This is a genomic window from Ensifer sp. LC384, assembly GCF_001695865.1.
GTDB lineage: Bacteria > Pseudomonadota > Alphaproteobacteria > Rhizobiales > Rhizobiaceae > Ensifer.
In genome coordinates this window covers 1-17232 of sequence record NZ_MBST01000052.1, presented here as the reverse complement: position 1 = coordinate 17232, position 17232 = coordinate 1, and the positions used below count along the sequence as shown (strand labels likewise).

18 protein-coding genes and 1 pseudogene are annotated in these 17232 nt (G+C 60.3%); 16 read left to right on the top strand and 3 right to left on the bottom strand.

The window, feature by feature from the left end; translation table 11 throughout:
* Window positions 1-34: 34 nt before the first annotated feature.
* On the bottom strand, window positions 35-2932 hold the full coding sequence (locus BC363_RS27480) for a Tn3 family transposase (RefSeq protein WP_065787060.1): 2898 nt from the start codon (window positions 2930-2932) through the stop codon (window positions 35-37).
* A gap of 93 nt (window positions 2933-3025) precedes the next feature.
* Between BC363_RS27480 and BC363_RS27475 the strand changes: the two genes are divergently transcribed.
* The gene (locus tag BC363_RS27475) at window positions 3026-3646 is read left to right on the top strand and encodes a recombinase family protein (RefSeq protein WP_065787059.1); all 621 of its coding nucleotides are present in this window, start codon (window positions 3026-3028) and stop codon (window positions 3644-3646) included.
* Between the two features lie 85 nt (window positions 3647-3731).
* On the opposite strand, the gene BC363_RS27470 is transcribed toward BC363_RS27475, so the two are convergent.
* Window positions 3732-4214 (bottom strand): SRPBCC domain-containing protein, encoded by a 483-nt coding sequence (locus BC363_RS27470; protein WP_065787058.1) that lies wholly within the window; start codon window positions 4212-4214, stop codon window positions 3732-3734.
* Window positions 4215-4702: 488 nt separating this feature from the next.
* On the opposite strand from BC363_RS27470, the pseudogene BC363_RS27465 reads away from it, so the two are divergent.
* A pseudogene (locus BC363_RS27465) lies at window positions 4703-5370 on the top strand (IS5 family transposase).
* Between the two features lie 288 nt (window positions 5371-5658).
* On the opposite strand, the gene BC363_RS27460 reads toward BC363_RS27465, so the two are convergent.
* Window positions 5659-6009: a transcriptional regulator gene (locus tag BC363_RS27460; RefSeq protein WP_065786024.1), complete on the bottom strand. Its 351-nt coding sequence runs from the start codon at window positions 6007-6009 to the stop codon at window positions 5659-5661.
* A 97-nt stretch (window positions 6010-6106) separates the two neighbouring features.
* On the opposite strand from BC363_RS27460, the gene BC363_RS36120 reads away from it, so the two are divergent.
* From BC363_RS36120 to BC363_RS27395, 14 genes are all read left to right on the top strand, one after another.
* Window positions 6107-6616: a hypothetical protein gene (locus BC363_RS36120; protein WP_083223682.1), complete on the top strand. Its 510-nt coding sequence runs from the start codon at window positions 6107-6109 to the stop codon at window positions 6614-6616.
* Between the two features lie 2 nt (window positions 6617-6618).
* Window positions 6619-7290: a lytic transglycosylase domain-containing protein gene (locus tag BC363_RS27455; protein WP_065786025.1), complete on the top strand. Its 672-nt coding sequence runs from the start codon at window positions 6619-6621 to the stop codon at window positions 7288-7290.
* A complete protein-coding gene (locus BC363_RS27450) occupies window positions 7287-7586 on the top strand; it encodes a TrbC/VirB2 family protein (protein ID WP_065786026.1) in 300 nt (99 codons plus the stop codon). Before BC363_RS27455 ends, BC363_RS27450 begins: the two co-directional genes overlap by 4 nt.
* 3 nt (window positions 7587-7589) lie before the next feature.
* Window positions 7590-7931: a type IV secretion system protein VirB3 gene (locus tag BC363_RS27445; RefSeq protein ID WP_065786027.1), complete on the top strand. Its 342-nt coding sequence runs from the start codon at window positions 7590-7592 to the stop codon at window positions 7929-7931.
* On the top strand, window positions 7906-10308 hold the full coding sequence (locus BC363_RS27440) for a VirB4 family type IV secretion system protein (RefSeq protein WP_202618627.1): 2403 nt from the start codon (window positions 7906-7908) through the stop codon (window positions 10306-10308). The genes BC363_RS27445 and BC363_RS27440 overlap by 26 nt, the downstream gene beginning before the upstream one ends.
* Window positions 10308-11006 carry a P-type DNA transfer protein VirB5 gene (virB5, locus tag BC363_RS27435; protein ID WP_065786029.1) on the top strand — a complete coding sequence of 233 codons (699 nt, stop codon included), beginning with the start codon at window positions 10308-10310 and terminating at the stop codon, window positions 11004-11006. Before BC363_RS27440 ends, virB5 begins: the two co-directional genes overlap by 1 nt.
* Window positions 11003-11236: an EexN family lipoprotein gene (locus tag BC363_RS27430; protein ID WP_065786030.1), complete on the top strand. Its 234-nt coding sequence runs from the start codon at window positions 11003-11005 to the stop codon at window positions 11234-11236. The genes virB5 and BC363_RS27430 overlap by 4 nt, the downstream gene beginning before the upstream one ends.
* 5 nt (window positions 11237-11241) lie before the next feature.
* The gene (locus BC363_RS27425) at window positions 11242-12177 is read left to right on the top strand and encodes a type IV secretion system protein (RefSeq protein ID WP_065786031.1); all 936 of its coding nucleotides are present in this window, start codon (window positions 11242-11244) and stop codon (window positions 12175-12177) included.
* A 36-nt stretch (window positions 12178-12213) separates the two neighbouring features.
* Window positions 12214-12489: a hypothetical protein gene (locus BC363_RS27420; protein ID WP_065786032.1), complete on the top strand. Its 276-nt coding sequence runs from the start codon at window positions 12214-12216 to the stop codon at window positions 12487-12489.
* 4 nt (window positions 12490-12493) lie between these two features.
* Complete coding sequence (locus tag BC363_RS27415; RefSeq protein ID WP_065786033.1) at window positions 12494-13165, top strand: virB8 family protein; 672 nt, start codon at window positions 12494-12496, stop codon at window positions 13163-13165.
* Complete coding sequence (gene virB9 / locus BC363_RS27410; RefSeq protein ID WP_065786034.1) at window positions 13165-14016, top strand: P-type conjugative transfer protein VirB9; 852 nt, start codon at window positions 13165-13167, stop codon at window positions 14014-14016. Before BC363_RS27415 ends, virB9 begins: the two co-directional genes overlap by 1 nt.
* Before the next feature lie 9 nt (window positions 14017-14025).
* Entirely contained in the window at window positions 14026-15198 is a 1173-nt protein-coding gene (gene virB10, locus BC363_RS27405; protein ID WP_065786035.1) for a type IV secretion system protein VirB10, read from the top strand.
* Window positions 15199-15207: 9 nt separating this feature from the next.
* Complete coding sequence (virB11, locus tag BC363_RS27400; RefSeq protein ID WP_083223681.1) at window positions 15208-16284, top strand: P-type DNA transfer ATPase VirB11; 1077 nt, start codon at window positions 15208-15210, stop codon at window positions 16282-16284.
* Between the two features lie 529 nt (window positions 16285-16813).
* Window positions 16814-17232, top strand: a 419-nt coding sequence (locus BC363_RS27395; protein WP_141690452.1) for an FAD-dependent oxidoreductase, incomplete at its 3' end; no start/stop codon positions are given.

Genomic DNA, 17232 nt, shown 5'->3' with positions numbered 1-17232 from the left:
AGGGGTCGGTTCCGGCTGGGGGCGGAATGACACTCTAAGCGCTTGCGGCCTTGGGCCAGAGATATTCGCCTGTCAATAATATGTGCGCCCAACCCAGCGGAGAGATGTGCGCCAGAAGTTCGGGCGGCACATCGAGTCCTTCGCTTCGCCGTTCGGCGACCGCGTGGCCGATGTGGACGGTGTTCCAGTAGATGATGATTGCGGTGAGTAGGTTGAGGCCAGCAATCCGGTAATGCTGCCCTTCGGTGGTGCGGTCACGGATTTCGCCCTGGCGGCCGATGCGCAACGCATTCTTGAGAGCATGGTGAGCCTCGCCCTTGTTGAGACCTATCTGGGCGCGCCGCTGCATGTCCGTGTCGAGGATCCACTCTATAATAAAGAGTGTCCGCTCGACGCGGCCGACCTCGCGCAACGCAACCGCCAGGTCATTCTGACGTGGGTAAGAGGCAAGCTTGCGGAGCAACTGGCTCGGCTTGATCTTGCCGGCAGCCATAGTGGCGGCACAGCGGAACAAGTCAGGCCAGTTCGCAACGATCAGTTCTTCGCGAACTTTCCCACCGACCAGCTTGCGCAGATCCTTGGGCGTCCCAGCGGGATTGAACACGTAGAGGCGCTTCGAGGGCAAGTCGCGGATGCGCAGGACAAGTCGGTATCCGAGCATGCCGCTGGTCCCGAACAGGTGATCGGTGAACCCGGCTGTATCGGCGTACTGTTCTCCAACCTGGCGACCAGCCTCGTTCATCAGCAGGCCGTCAAGAATATAAGGTGCCTCGCTGACGGTCGCAGGAATAGTCTGTGACGCGAACGGCGCGAAATGGTCGTTGACGTGGGTGTAAGCCTTGAGGCCGGGCTCGTTTCCATATTTGGCGTTGACCATATTCATGGCCTCGCCCTGCCGGGCTGAAGGGAAAAACTGGCCGTCGCTCGATGCGGTAGTGCCCATGCCCCAGAAGCGAGACATCGGTAGTTTCCGTTGGGCAGCGACTACCATCGCCAGCGCCTGGTCCATTGACTCGCTTTCGACATGCCAGCGGGCAAGGCGCGAGAGCTGCCAGTAATCATGCGTGTTCGTGGCCTCCGCCATCTTACGCAGTCCCAGGTTCAGCCCCTCAGCGAGCAGGACATTGAGCAGGCCGATCTGGTCGCCGCACGGAACCCCGGTTCGTAGATGGGTGAAGGCCTCGGAGAATCCTACCGCAGCATCGACTTCAAGCAAGATGTCGGTGATCCGGACAGACGGCATCCGGCGATAGAGATCGAGGATCAGCTCCTCGGCACTGTCCGGAACGTCGGCTGTCAGCCGATCGATCCGTAACGTTCCATCCTCGATGCTGCCGTGCGGGATGGTTCCGTTGCGAGCTGCGCGGGCCAGCCGCTTCAGACCATCGGCGAGGCGCGCCTTGCGATCTGTCAGCCAAACCTCCGGATCAAGGGGAACGGCCAGCCTGCTGTTCGTCTGTGCTGTGGTCAATGGCACCAGAACCTGCTTGAGATCGCCATAACGGCGCGAATGATCGAGCCAGATGTCACCGGATCGGAAAGCATCCCTGAGATGGAACAGGACTGCCACCTCACGGAGGCGGTTGTCGCCCTGGTCTTGCGCTCGAAGATGCCGGTGCCATTTCGAATTTGGACGTAAGAAGCTGTCGGCTGCCGATGGTGACGCTTGCATTTGCCCGATGGCTTTCGCCGCCGCGATCAAAGGCTGAGCCACTGACGCTGCCTTGAGTTTCAGGCATCGCAGCATGCGGGGTGCGTAGCGGCGGAAGCGATGATATCCTTGTCCGACATGAGCCAATGGATCGTCGGCCAGCTTATTGCTGAGCTGAGCGCCTGTCGCGACCAGTTGTTCCAGCCGACCCCATTCTGCCGATTTGGAGACCGCCATTTCCAACGGCACACCATCATTGCGGGCTTCGAGCAAAGAGGCTCCCAGAGCGGTGAAGGCGCGCAAAGTATCGGTGACCGCTGCCTTGGAACCGGCAATCCTTTCGTCATGCAGCTGTTTCGCCTCACGCCAGGTCTTTCCCACGATTCGGTCATGGGTCTCGACCACGGTATCGGCGATCGCCGCCTCCCATTCGACTGCGCAGACGGCAAGGATCGCCCAGCGTCGATCCGAGCTGATGTCCAGCAAGCCATCGGTGAAGTAGCGCTCACCCTGCCGACGCAGGCGTGCGACACGGTGCGGCGGGATACCGGTGAGAAGCTGCGGATCAAGAGCCAGGCCACGCAGGAATTCCAGCCTGTCGAGCAGCCGGTTCGCCGCTGCGGAATTGTTGCCGACCTCGAACTGGCGAAGCCAGATGAAACGGCTGATATTGGCATCGAGCAATTCGGTCAGCAGCCCATCAAGCCGTTCGCGCGCAACATTATCGAGCCTTTCCGCAATCCGCGTCTCGATCCGCCGCTCCGCAGCGACCAGCGCGTCCGCACATAGTCGCTCGATTGTCGATACCGCTGGCAAGATCGTCAGAGTTTCACGACAACGTGCAACCAGACGCTGAGCGAGATCCTCGTTCGAACGGGCCTCTTCAGCCTGATCGAAAAGCCAGTCCCGCAGATCACGGGCACCACGACCCGCGAAGGTCTTGTAACCGTAGATCTCACGCAACGCCTCCATGTGCTCCTGACGGGTCTGCCGCCGGGCGGCATAGGTGATAAGCGCATCTGCCGGGACGCCGAACTGAGCCCCGATGAACGACAGAACCTCATGCGGGATCATTTCGCCTGGAACCAGCGCGCGCCCTGGATATCGCAACGCGCAAAGCTGCAGGGCGAACCCCAACCTATTTTCCGGCCTGCGGCGTTCTTGGATGTGTGCGATGTCGTCGTCGCCCAGTGTGTAATGCCGAAGCAGTGACAATTCATCGGTCGGCAGATCAAACAGTGCCAAGCGTTGTCGCTCGGTGAGAATGTGTCGTCTCGGCATCTCGATTGTCCCTATTGAAGTATAGTCTGTTTTGGACAACACTCAGCCCGTGCAAATCAAGGCCTTCCGGCACCAAAATCCACGAGGGTTCAATTGGGACACCGCGCCGCCATCTATTGCCGGGTTTCGACTGCCGACCAGTCATGCGAGCGCCAGGAGCGTGACCTGACGGCATTTGCCGGCCGCGCCGGCTACGATGTGGCGGGAATTTTCAAAGAGACAGGTTCTGGAGCGAAACTCGACCGCGCTGAACGAAAGAAGGTTCTCGCTCTCGCCCAGGCTCGGCAGATTGATGCGGTGCTCGTCACGGAACTTTCACGGTGGGGCCGATCGACCGTTGATCTTCTCAACACACTACGGGAACTGGAAAGTTGGAAGGTCTCGGTCATCGCGATGAACGGCATGGCCTTCGATCTAGCCTCGCCATACGGACGAATGTTGGCGACGGTCCTTTCCGGCATTGCCGAGTTCGAGCGCGACCTGATCAGTGAACGCGTCAAATCCGGTCTCGCAGCCGCAAGAGCACGCGGCAAAAAGCTCGGCCGTCAATCTGGCCAGCGACCCACATCAGACCGCATTGCGCCCAAGGTTATGGCGCTGATTTCTGAAGGTCGAAGCTATCGCTGGATCGCCCGCGACCTTGGCATAAGCAAGAATACGGTCGGGGAAATTGCCAAGCGCGAGCGGCCAATTGTAGAAAATGTGCAGCCCTAACAATCGAGCCGATGGCGGGAATGGGTGGAAAGCGGTCATTAGCGCCGCGCCGGCTCCTTGAGCATCGAGCGCCAAGTGGCCTGACCTACTTGTAAGCGCCTTCGCGCAGGTTGATGCCACGCTCAACCCACATCTTCAGCGCGGCGAGCATCTGCGACCAGCCCATGCAATTCCCATAGCTGCCCGTGAGTCCGGATTCCGTATCTCGCCAGCCCTTTTCCTCGATTTCGACCAAGGTTCGACCGTCGTCGGTCGGCTTGAACCACATCGTGACCGTGGTCTGGTATCCGGCCGGCTTGATGTCGATGCCCTTGTCGGAGACCAGCTCGCCTTCGGCTGCTTCCCAGCGAAGAACGATCTTTTCGTTCGGCACGACCTCGTCGACCTCGACCGGGAAGGCACCGGGGAAGTCAGCGAAATCCCACATCACCGTCTTGCCGGTTTCCAGCCGCGCCGAAGCGCCACCGGTCGTGAAATAGGACGAAAGCTCCTTCGGGTCCGCGACTGCCTCGAACACCTCACCGACCGGGCGGCCAACATGGATCATCACCTTGAACTTGAGGTCCATCGACTCGGCTCCTCTCTTGATTTGCCGGCTCCATATGAATTTTTACACCTCCCCCGCCCCCGGGCAACATTCCTAATGGCCGCAATGAGATCGAAACCGGCCACTCCCCACCAGCGAGCTGCAACAATCTCTGCTTAGAGTGTCATTTCGCCCCCAGCCGGAACCGACCCCAGGAAGACTTATGCCGACACCGTACTGCTCACCTTCAAGAACGCCATTCGCGAGCTCGGAGAGTATCTTGCGAATACGCTTTCAATCCGGCGCATGGAAACGCGCGAGGTTGTCGATAGGGGAGGCGAGCGGATTGCCCGCTATGACGAGCTTCTGCAGTTCGTTCCGCCACTGGCAATAAGCGTCGATTCTGATTTTTGAGCGAGAGCTTTTTGGTTAACGAAAGGTTAAAGCTCTAGGCTGTAGTGACAATTTAATGATTTGGGATTCCGTTTTGGGGACAAATCGGATTCAACGCTGACTTTTGGACGTCGGCGATGGATGGTGAAGTTCTTAGGGATGATCAATGGGAGCGGCTGAAGCCGTTCGTGCCTGGCGGACGCAAAGGCAAGCGCGGCCCGCGCAGCGACTGACGGCGTTACTATCGATGGATCGAACAGGGTGTGTTCGACAGGGTTTTCGAAGCAGTGGCCGCCGATCCGGACGTGGAATGGCTGTCCATCGATGCCACTGTGATCCGAGCGCAGGCGCAAGCCTCTGGCGGACGCCGAAAAAGGGGGGAACGCAAGCCCAGGCTCTTGGTCGCTCCCGAGGCGGTTTTGGCAGTAAGATCCACGCTGTAGTCGATGCGCTTGGGCTACCGGTTCGCTTCCGCCTTGGTCCCGGACAACAGAACGACATGGCTTGCGCCTGCGACCTGATGGGTGGATTGCCGGCCAAACAGGTGCTTGCCGATCGCGCTTATGATGCAGACAGCCTGCATGACCTCATCCTTGATCAAGGTGGCGAACCAGTCATTCCGCCGCGCCGGCATCGCAAGCATCAACATGCCTACGATCGTATCGCTTACAAACAGCGATGGGGCATCGAGAGCTTCTTTGCCAAACTCAAACAATGGCGACGCATCGCGACACGCTACGACAAGCTCGCCGCCAACTTCCTCGGCTTCATAAAACTCGCAAGCATCATGCTCTGGCTCAAATGATTAATTCGTCACTACAGCCTAGGACCATTCACTTTTTCTTTTATTTTCAGCGGGTTGGAAAGCCTTTCATTCCGGCTTTCTACCGATCTGTTTTGCTGTGAATCCCACAAGCGTGCTATCCGCGTTGTTGCAGAAATAAGGCGCTCGTCGCGAGAATGGGAGCAGGACGCCGCGCGACTCGCCGTCCGATTCCCTTCCGTGCTGATACTGCCGACCAAGGTCTCGAGGACAGCATTGCTGAGGCAAGTTCCCGACACAGCAAGCAGCCGCCTACTTGCGATTCATCGGCTATGATCGGTCGAGGTTCAACTTATCAAAGATTTCCGGACAGAACTCGTATTGCCAGGCTGTTCCACGCCCTATCGAATTCTTCACGATCGTCTCCTGCAGAATGCCGCGTGCAACGAGCGGATCAATCGATTCCTTCGCTGTGTTGCGCGTCATCCCGGTAACCTCCCTGATATTTGCGAGCGTCAGCTTCTCGCCGCGCTGATGCATCATATAGAGCACCGTCATCATGCCGACCTGCTTCAATCGCGACTGCGGTGTCTCCCCTTCGACTGGTTTGTCGAGAACCTCCTCCAGGGCGAGGACCGAAATCCGTTGATTCTGCGATTCTGGTTTGCGTGTGCTTGTCATCGCTCAAGCTATCAGATATTTGATAGTATAACGAGTCGCGAAGTCGCGAGCCTGTTGGTTCCGTGCTGCGTCGCACCTGTGAACGATGGTGGTGATCATGAAAAAAGCTCTCGTGGGGGCATTCGTCGTTGCAGTCAGTCTAGCGTCATTCCCTTGGGCTTTCGATAGCAAAGCCCGCGCCGATGACTGGGGATGCCAGGTTATCCTCTGCCTTTCCAACCCTGGTGGCGCAACGCAATTTGCCGAATGCCGGCCTCCGGTCGAAAAGCTGTGGCGCGAACTTGCAAAAGGGCATTCTTTTCCAAGCTGCAGCGGCGCCGGGTTCCAGGCCTCCCGGCCGAAATATGAACCCTACTATTGCGACGAGGGCTATCGGCTGACGGTTCGCTACGGCGATCACGGGCAGGAGGCGAGCTGTGTCTCGACGACACCGCAGCCTGTCCCAGCCAGCGAATGCTACTCAGATCGAGGCAATTCCGGATGGGGCTGGAATGGCCGAGAGCGTCAATGCCGACGCCATGTGTCTGTGCGGCCACATGTTCGCTCGCAACCGCACTATGTTGATGTGACGATCGACGGCATTGGTCGTCAAAGGGTGTGGTACTGAGCATGCCCGTCGCGTTCGTGGATCTTGCACAGACCTGCGCGCCGCTTGTTGCGGCCGAGACTCTTGCCGGCGTGGTGAGCCTCGAGAGCAGCTTTGCCCCCTACAACATTCGCATCAATAGCGGCGCACCGCTTGTCAGGCAGCCGAAATCGAAGGCCGAGGCGATCGAGGCTGCGACGACACTCGCCGCGGAGCGACATGACATTCAGCTCGGCCTGGGTGGGGTAGGGATGGAGGAGCTTCGGAAGCTGAAGCTGTCGATCTCCGACGCGTTCGATCCGTGCTTGAACCTTCAAGCCACCGCCACGCTGCTCGATGGCTACTATCGGCTCGCGATCAAGGCTGGCGCCGATCCGAAGCGGGCCGAGCAAGTGATGCTGCAATCCTACTACGGACGGGACGATCCCTCTGTCGGCGCCATGGTCAAATACGACGAGCAGGTCCGCCAGGAAGTGAAGCACGTCAGCAAAACCCTTGCAGCGGTGACAATTGACGATGGTGAGGAGGGCAGGGGGCGGAGCGAGGCAACGGCTGTCGATGCCGCGGTCGAAGCCGAAAGCGATGATCCACCGGTGGACCAGACAGCATCCACGCCCGCCTGGGATGTTTTCAGTTCGCGACGGAAATCTTCCGTCCTCGTGTTTCAGAACAATCAAATGGAGCAGAGTGAATGACCTTCAGTGCCCGTATCCGCCCGATCGCCGCCTCCAGCCTGATGGCCGCCGCCATCGCGGCCGTCCTGGTCGAGCCGGCCTTCGCGCAGGCGGCCGGCATCGAGACCGTTCTGCAGAACATCGTCACGATGCTGACCGGCAACATCGCCAAGCTGCTCGCCGTCATCGCGGTGATCGTAATCTGCATCGCCTGGATGTTCGGCTACATGGATCTGAGGAGAGCCGGATTCTGGATCATCGGCATCGGCGGCATCTTCGGCGCGACCGAACTCGTCAACACCATTGTCGGAAGCTGACAGATGGCGAACGCGCGGCCGACACTCGAGGACGATACCCTGTTCATTGCCTGCACCAGGCCGGCGATGATCGCCGGAGTGACGATGGAAGCCATGGGCATGAACATCATGCTCACCACCATCCTCTACATCGTCGCCGGATCGATCGCCTACTTGGCCGTCGGTGTCGTCTTCCATTTTATTTTCCGTGCGCTCGTCAAGCACGATCACAACATGTTCCGCATCCTGCTGGCCTGGGTGGAGACGCGCGGCCGGTCGCGCAACAGCTCCTATTGGGGTGGTGCAACCGTGTCGCCCCTCAGGCTCGCCCGTCGTTACAATGAAAGGGATCTCGCCATTGCCTAGCATTGCGACGCTGAAAGCTCGGGAGCTCGGACCGGAGACCTTCATCCCTTATGTGCGTCACGTCGACCCGTCGACCATCGCTCTCGATACCCGCGCACTGATGGTGGTGGTCGCGCTCGACGGCGTCTCGTTCGAGACGGCGGACGTGCTCGACCTGAATGCTCTCCACCGCGACCTCAACACGCTCTACCGGAACATTTCCGATGAGCGGCTCGCCTTGTGGACCCATCTCATCCGCCGCCGGGACAGCGACTACCCCGACGGCACCTTCACAACGGCTTTCTCCTCTGCGCTCAACGACAAATACCGCGCGCGCATGGTGGGCGAGGATCTGTTCCGCAACGACCTCTATCTGACGATCCTCTGGTCCCCGGCTCGCGATCCCGCCGACAAGGCAGCGAAGCTCTTGTCGCGGCTGCGAAGGGCTCGCCGGGCGGATGTCGAACTGGATGAGGAAGCCCTCAAGCAGCTTGGGGACAAGGTTGTCGACGTCACCGCCGCTTTGAACCGCTTCGAGCCGCGCGTACTGTCCCTCTACGAACACGACGGCCTTCTGTTCTCGGAACCGAGTGAGGTGCTGCATCAGCTCGTCGGCGGCCGGCGGGAACCGCTTCCTTTGACCGAGGGGCGCATTGCTTCGGCGATCTACTCGGACCGCGTCATCGTCGGCCGCGAAACGATCGAAATCCGGCACGAGGCGACGAGCCGTTATGCCGGCATGCTGAGCTTCAGGGAATATCCGGCCCGCACCAGGACCGGCATGCTCGACGACGTGCTCACCAGTCCCTTTGAGCTCATCCTGTCGCAATCCTTCTCTTTCGTCTCGAAGGCCGACGCGCGCACCGTCATGGGCCGCAAGCAAAACCAGATGGTCAGCAGCGGCGACAAGGCGGCTTCTCAGATCGAGGAGCTCGATGATGCGATGGACGATCTGGAATCCAACCGGTTCGTGCTCGGCGAACACCATTTGACGCTTTGCGTCTTTGCCTCATCGGTGAAGGAACTGACCGACAATCTCGCCAAGGCGCGCGCCAGCCTGACCAGCGGCGGCGCGGTTGTCGCGCGCGAGGATCTTGGCCTTGAGGCGGCCTGGTGGGCGCAGTTGCCCGGCAACTTCCGTTACCGCGCCCGCTCCGGCGCGATCACATCGCGGAACTTCGCCGCGCTGTCGCCCTTCCACTCCTACCCGATCGGCCAGAAGGACGGCAATGAATGGGGACCCGCCGTCGCGCTGCTCAAGACGGCTTCTGGCTCACCTTACTATTTCAATTTCCACTACGGCGACCTCGGCAACACCTTCGTCTGCGGACCGTCGGGCGGCGGCAAGACCGTGCTCCTCAACTTCATGCTGTCGCAGCTCGAAAAGCACGATCCGCATGTGGTGTTCTTCGACAAGGACAGGGGCGCCGATCTCTACGTGCGGGCCGCCGGCGGCACTTACCTGCCCCTCAAGAACGGCATCCCGACCGGCTGCGCCCCCTTGAAGGCCCTCGAGCTCTCGCCAGAGAACAAGGTGTTTCTGGCGCACTGGGTCGGCAAGCTCGTCGGTTCGTCCTCGCGGGAACTGACCGTCACCGAACTCCGCGATATCGCTGCCGCTATCGACGGCCTCGCCGACCTTCCGGTCGAGGGCCGCACGATCGGCGCACTCAGGACCTTCCTCAACAACACCGATCCGGAAGGCATTGCCGCGAGGCTGCGGCGGTGGGAGAGGGGAGGGCCGCTCGGCTGGGTCTTCGACAACGTCATCGAGGACATCGGCTTCGGTGAATTTGGCGTCGGCGGCAAGTTCGTCGGTTACGACATGACCGACTTCCTCGACAATGAGGAAATCCGCACGCCGCTGATGGCCTACCTTTTCCATCGCGTCGAGCAACTGATCGACGGCCGCCGCATCATCATTGTCATCGACGAGTTCTGGAAAGCGCTTCAGGACGAAGGGTTTCGCGACCTCGCCCAGAACAAGCTCAAGACGATCCGTAAGCAGAACGGCCTCATGCTGTTTGCGACGCAGAGCCCGCGCGACGCGATCGTCTCGCCGATCGCGCATACGATCATCGAGCAATGCCCGACGCAAATTTTCCTGCCAAATTCGCGCGGCGATCGCGGCGACTATGTCGACGGCTTCAAGCTCACGGAGCGCGAATATGAGTTGATCGCGCGCGAACTCTCCGTCGAGAGCCGGAGGTTCGTCCTGAAGCAAGGCCACAACAGCGTCGTCGCTGAGCTGAACCTCAACGGCTTTGATGACGAACTCGCCATCCTTTCCGGCCGCACCGCCAATGTCGAGCTCGCCGACCGGGTCCGTGCAGAGGTCGGCAATGACATCACGAACTGGCTTCCCGTTTTCCAGCAAAGAAGAAGGAGTGCAAGCTGATGGCTTCCTATCGACTTCATGGTGCAGCACTTGCGGCAGCGCTCATTATTTCCGCCAATACTGCGGCAGGGCAGGGGATCCCGGTCATCGATCAGACGGCGATCGCTAAGCAGATCGAGAGCATTGCGCAACTCAAGTCACAGCTCGACGCGCTCAATCAGCAGATCGAACAAGCGCAGCAGCTCTACGGCTCGCTGAACAAACTGACCGACATGGCGGACGTTGCGAACGTCCTGAACGATCCTGCCATCCGCAAGGCGCTGCCGACTGACTTCAATGCCATCGAGGGTTTGTTAACGGGCAATGGCACCGGTGTCTTCAGCGACTCCGCCTCGAAATTCCTGGAAAGCAATTCGACGTATCGGACCAGCGCCGACGACTTCTATGCCCAAGAGCTGTCCCGCATCCAGAACAAGAATGCCGGCCAGATGAGCCTCGGACAGCAGATTTATGATGCCGCGACCAAGCGGATCGATGGCATCGACCAACTGCGCGAGAAGATTTCGACGGCAAGCGATAGCAAGGACATTGCCGACCTTCAGGCTCGGCTTCAAGCCGAGCAGGCCTTCCTTCAGACCGATGTGTTGCGGATGGAGGGGCTGCGCATGGTGCAGCAGGCGCAGGCGCAGGTCGACGAACAGCGCAAGGCCGAGGATTGGCGCCAGCGCATGGACGCAATCAAGGCGGCCCTGCAATGAGGAAAGTGCTTGTTCTTCTGGCGACACTCGGGGTGGCGGCATGCTCGGAGCCGGTCGAACGCACTTACACCGTTGACGAGTTGGTCGCGGACGAAGCTTTGCTTTTCGGCATCATCACAAACTGCCGCAACAATCCGGGCAAGCTTGGCGACACGACGAACTGCAGGAACGCCGAAGCCGCCGACGGCAAGTTGCGGCTCCAGCGGATGCGCCAGTCGCTGGGAGGTTGACGACCATGTATGAGGTGTTCGCGTTCGTCGACGAGCAGTTCAAGACGCCGCTGGAGACCTTCATCTCCTCGGGAACGTCCAACATTGCCGCGTGGGTCACCGGCCCGTTGACGGCTGCGGTCACTCTCTACGTCGTGCTTTATGGTTATCTCGTGCTGCGCGGGTCTGTGCAGGAACCCATCATCGATTTTGCCTTTCGCGCCATCAAGCTCGCCATCATCGTGATGCTGGTGAAGAACGCCAGCGAATACCAGACCTATGTCACCAACATCTTCTTTGAGACCCTGCCGCGCGAGATCTCCCAGGCGCTGAACAGCGGTACGGCGCCGAGCGCCTCGACCTTCGACAGTCTCCTCGACAAGGGGCAGGCCTCCGCCACCGACATCTGGTCTCGCGCATCCTGGCCCGTCGATATCGTTACCGGCGTCGGTGGCATGATGGTGATCGGGGCGAGCTTCATCGTCGCGGCGATCGGTTACATCGTCTCGCTCTATGCAAGGCTGGCGCTCGCCATCGTGCTCGCCATCGGCCCGATCTTCGTGGCGCTTGCCATGTTCCAATCGACCCGCCGCTTCACCGAGGCCTGGATCGGGCAGCTTGCGAACTTCGTAATCCTGCAGGTGCTCGTCGTTGCGGTCGGCTCGCTGCTGATCACCTGCATCGACACCACCTTCACGGCGATCGAGGGATATAGCGATGTCCTGATGCGGCCGATCGCCCTTTGCGCCATCTGCCTTGCCGCCCTCTACGTCTTCTACCAGCTGCCCAACATCGCCTCGACACTCGCCGCGGGCGGCGCGTCGTTGATCTACGGCTACGGCGCGGCCCGCGACGCGCATGAGAGCACGCTCGCCTGGGCAGCCTCGCACAGTTTCCGTGCCACCGGCCGCGGCATTCGCGCGGTCGGAAGGACATTCAGATCGAAGGGTGCCAGCTCATGACGTCCTTCGCACGAACAAGAAGAAGGCCTTCTCGGAATGATCAGACCAATGTTGCTCCTATGCCTGGCGGCCGCTCTCAGCGGTTGCGCATCGATGACCTATCCGCTCCCGAAATGCGACGGCTATTCGCGCCGGCCACTCAATCGCTCGATGTGGCAGTGGGAGGACAAGAATAACCTCAGCCAGAAGCATTCCGATGCAGGGCCGGTAACCTCGTCGCACATGGCCGCGGCCTATGCCGAAGAGGAACGGGAGCCGCCAGCCTTTGCCCATCTCGACATCGATGCCTCCTACCGTCGTTGCGAGGGGTAGTGCCATGGTGTCGACGGATGATCTCAAGAGCTACTTCGAAAAAGCGCGGCGTTTCGATCAGGATCGTATGCTCCAGGTGGAACGATCGAACCGCATCGCCTGGTCGATTGCCATTGTCGCCAGCATTGTCGCCGGCGCTTCGATCTTCGCCATTGCCGGGCTGACGCCGCTGAAGACCGTGGAGCCCTTTGTGGTGCGGGTCGACAATTCAACCGGCATCGTCGATGTCGTTTCGGCGTTGACCTCGACCGCCGGAACCTACGACGAAGCTGTGACCAAATACTTCGCCGCGAAATACGTTCGCGCCCGCGAGGGCTATGTCTGGAGCGAGGCCGAAGAGAATTTTCGGACGATTGCCCTGTTGTCGACGCAAGCAGAGCAGACACGGTTCGCGGCACTCTATCGCGGCAGCAATCCCGAATCTCCGCAGAACACCTATGGTCGTGGCGCCGCCGCCAGGGTCAACATCGCGTCGATCTCCCTGATCAACCAGAATGTCGTTTCGGTTCGCTACATGCGCACGATCACACGCGGTGATGACGTCCGCACGACCCATTGGGTTGCAACGCTCACCTTTTCCTATGCCAACGTTCCGATGTCGTCGACGGATCGGCTGGTGAACCCTCTCGGCTTTGCAGTCAGCGAATACCGGGCCGATCCGGAGGCGATCAATTGATGCGAAACACGATCTTTCTGGCGCTACTCCTTGCCGGAGCCGCATCGACGGCGTTCGCTCTCGAAATCCCGCGCGGCGCTTCGCAGGACAGCCGCGTGCGCTTTGTCGATTATCAGCCCTTCAATATCACCCGCGTCGTCGGCTCGTTGCGTTCGTCGGTGCAGGTCGAGTTCGCGGCAGACGAGGAAATCGCCCATGTGGCGCTCGGCAACAGCGTTGCATGGGAAGTGGCGCCCGCCGGCAACATCCTGTTCCTCAAACCGCGCGAGCACCAGCCGGTCACCAACATTTCCGTCGTGACAACGCGGCGGGACGGGTCCACCCGCAGTTACCAGATGGAACTGACGGTGAGGGACGGAACGGTGGAGGTCGGCCAGAACACCTATTTCTACGTCAAATACCGATATCCGGCCGACGAAGCCGAACGTCGGCGACAGGCGGCCGCGGCTCGCACACTCGCGGCGCAGGCGAAGGAAGCCGACAATGTGCTGGCGACGCACGAGGCTTATGGACCTCGGAACTGGCGCTACTCGGCTCAAGGCGCGCAGGCGCTGGAGCCGCAAAGCGTCTACGACAACGGCAAGGTCACGACCTTCGCCTTCGTCGGCAATCAGGAGATGCCGGCAATCTACATTGAGAACTCGGACGGCAGCGAGAGCCTGGTGTCGAAGTCGGTCGACGGCTACCTGGTGCTGGTCCACGCGATCAGCCGGAAGTTCATCCTGCGCAGGGGAGGGGACGTGCTCTGCGTCTTCAACGAGGCTTACGACCGTGTCGGCATCAATCCCGACACCAACACGACCTCGCCCTCGGTCGAGCGCGTCGTGAAGACCGACGCGACAGCACAATAGGGGATTGTCATGGTTCAGGAAGACGAGAACCGTATACCGGGCGAACGCGCCGAGGTCGTCACCGGCAGGCGGATCGACAACAATCCTGTCCTGAAGCGCGGAGCCGTCGCGATCGCCGTCGTTGCCTTTGTCGCCTTCGCCCTGTGGTCGATGAGCGGCGAAAGAAGACAGCAGGAGAACGCTCAAGTCGAGCGGGTGGTCATTCGCCAGACCACAGACTTCGAACCCGCCAAGGAGAAGGCGGATCCGGTTCAGCCGGTGCCGGAGGCAAAGCTGCCAACACCAGTCGTGGCCGAAGAGGTGAAGAAGGAAGATCCCTTGCTTGACGCGGCGCGTCGTGCACCGGTCATAGCCTACAGCGGACAGAAGAACAGAGCAGCGAACGGGCAAAACAACGATCAGGTCACGTCACCGAATTCCAGCTACTTGCCGCTGGATGCCAATCTGATGAGCCAAAATACCCAAAGCAATAGCGACGAGCAGAGGTTCAACGGGTTGCTGAGGCCGACGCAACTCGAGGGCTCACGTGCCGGCACACTCGGCAATCGCGACTTCATCGTCGCGATGGGAACATCAATCCCCTGCGTCCTCGAGACCGCGCTGGCATCCGATCAACCAGGTTTCACCAGTTGCGTGATCAACCGCGATGTTCTGTCGGACAATGGCCGCGTCGTTCTGATGGAAAAAGGTACCCAGGTGGTCGGCGAGTATCGCAGCGGGCTTCAGCGTGGGCAAAAGCGTCTCTTCGTTCTGTGGAACCGGGCAAAGACGCCGAAGGGTGTCATCGTCACGCTGGCGTCGCCTGCCACGGACGCGCTCGGTCGGGCCGGCGTAGACGGCTATGTCGACACCCACTGGTGGGAACGATTTGGAAGCGCTCTTCTTCTCTCAATTGTGGGAGACGCGACGAGCTATGCGAACAGCCGCTTGCAGGACAGTGACGTCGATGCCCAGAACACTTCGAGTGCCGGTCAGCAGGCAGCCGCGATTGCAGTCGAGCAGTCGAGCAATATCCCGCCAACGCTCCTGAAGCATCAGGGTGAACTCTTCTCGATCTTCGTGGCGCGCGATCTCGACTTTTCCGGTGTCTACAGGCTCCGCGTGAAGGAACCGAGGAACCGGATTCTCGACCGGGCGGTGCTGGGTGACTTCAGCCCGTCGTCGACGCTGGTGACGAAATAGGGTAGGGAGATGATGGAAGGGCCTGACGCGACCGTCGTCCGTGAACTGCTCGCTCCGTTTTCGCCGTTCTTGAAGGACACCTCGCTCTATGAAGTCATCGTAAATCGGCCCGGGCAGGTGCTGACGGAAGGCGCCGGTGGTTGGCGGACCCATGATCTGCCGGAGCTTTCCTTCGAAAAGCTGATGCGCCTTGCCAGGGCGGTGGCCAGCTTCTCGCACCAATCCATCGATGAAACGCGACCAATCCTGTCGGCGACGCTTCCAGGCGAAGAGCGGATCCAAATCGTCATTCCGCCGGCGACGAGCAAGGGCACGGTCAGTGTTACCATCCGAAAGCCCTCATCAGTGACGCTGAGCCTGGACGACCTGGAGAAGGGTGGGTCGTTCGCCGACGTGACAGCCGCCAGCGACGGGATCGCCGCGGCGGACAGGAGACTCATCGAACTGCATCAAAAGACCGCCTATGCCGAGTTCCTGCGCGAGGCGGTGCTGGCGCGCAAGAACATCATCATTTCGGGGGCGACGGGGTCGGGCAAGACCACTCTATCCAAAGCGCTCATTCAACACATTCCGGACCATGAGCGGATCGTTTCGATCGAAGACACGCCGGAGCTCGTCATCCAGCAGCCGAACCATGTGCGGCTGTTCTATTCCAAGGGAGATCAGGGGCTTGCCAGGATCGGCGCGAAGGAGCTCCTCGAGTCCTGCCTTCGCATGCGTCCCGATCGAATCCTGCTGCAGGAATTGCGCGACGGGACGGCCTTTTATTACATCCGCAATGTCAATTCCGGGCATCCGGGGTCCATCACGACGGTGCACGCTGACTCCACAGCGCTGGCGTTCGAGCAACTAACATTGCTCGTGAAAGAATCAGAGGGTGGTAGGGACCTGGACAGGGACGACATTCGCAAGCTGCTGAAGGTCGCCGTCGACATAGTTGTCCAGTGCAAGCGCGTCGGTGGGCAGTTTCGCGTGACGGAGGTCATTTTCGACCCGAGTCACCGACGGATGTCTATACAACAGCATTCCCCCGTGGCACCGAGCTCGAGTATTCCTCTCGACCGTCAACACAAAGGTCGGGTCTGAATGTTAGATGTTCAGTCCCTGCATTTCGTGGAGCGGATTGAGGAGGAAGCGCTCTGGCTGGGAAGCCCATAGCTTGCGGATGATTCATAAGGGCGGGGGGCCCTGAGCGTCTTGACCTTGCGGTCGAAGCGTTATCATTGCCGACTTCCATCTGATGACCCGACGCAGAAAGGTCGGCTTCATCTTCACCGCGCTGATCCTGCCGGTGTTCGCCTATCGCCGTTATGTTCAAGACCGCGGCAATTAAACCTGTAGCGTTGAACGGCCACCTTCAGGTGGCTCATTGAAGCCGGGGCCGCGTCAGCGTCCCCATCCAGCCGCTTTGAGCGGCTCACACCAATAAAGCCCCCGGCTTGGTCGGGAGATACTTGCTTGCAACAATGGCGGTGCGAACGCCCGGTTGGCCCGCGCCGCCAGATCACCCCAAAGGAGTATAGCTGGCGGTGACCTGCCACGCTTGTCGGTCGCTCGGCACAGGCGCAGAATGCCGCGCTGCCGGGGCAATGGTTCACCGTGGGAGTAGCGAATCATGAACGATATCAGCCTCACCAATCTGCAAGCAGGAAAAACAACAATCGCCGCCGCGGCCGTCAAGGCACTCGCGGGTCGGTTGCGCGGGCGCGTCCTGAATGCGGGCGACGCATCCTATGATGAGGTTCGCACGATCTGGAACGGGATGATCGACCGGCGGCCCGGGCTGATCGTGCAATGCGCCGGGGCCGCCGATGTCGTCAATGCGGTTCGCTTCGCGGCGGAGAACCAGTTGCTCGTCGCGGTGCGCGGCGGCGGGCACAACATTGCTGGCAATGCGGTCTGCGACGGCGGCCTGATGATCGATCTCACACCGATGAAGTCGGTGCGCGTCGATGCGACGACGAAGAGGGCCTGGGTCGAGCCGGGCGCCACGCTTGCCGATGTCGACAAGGAGACGCAGGCCTTCCGTCTGGT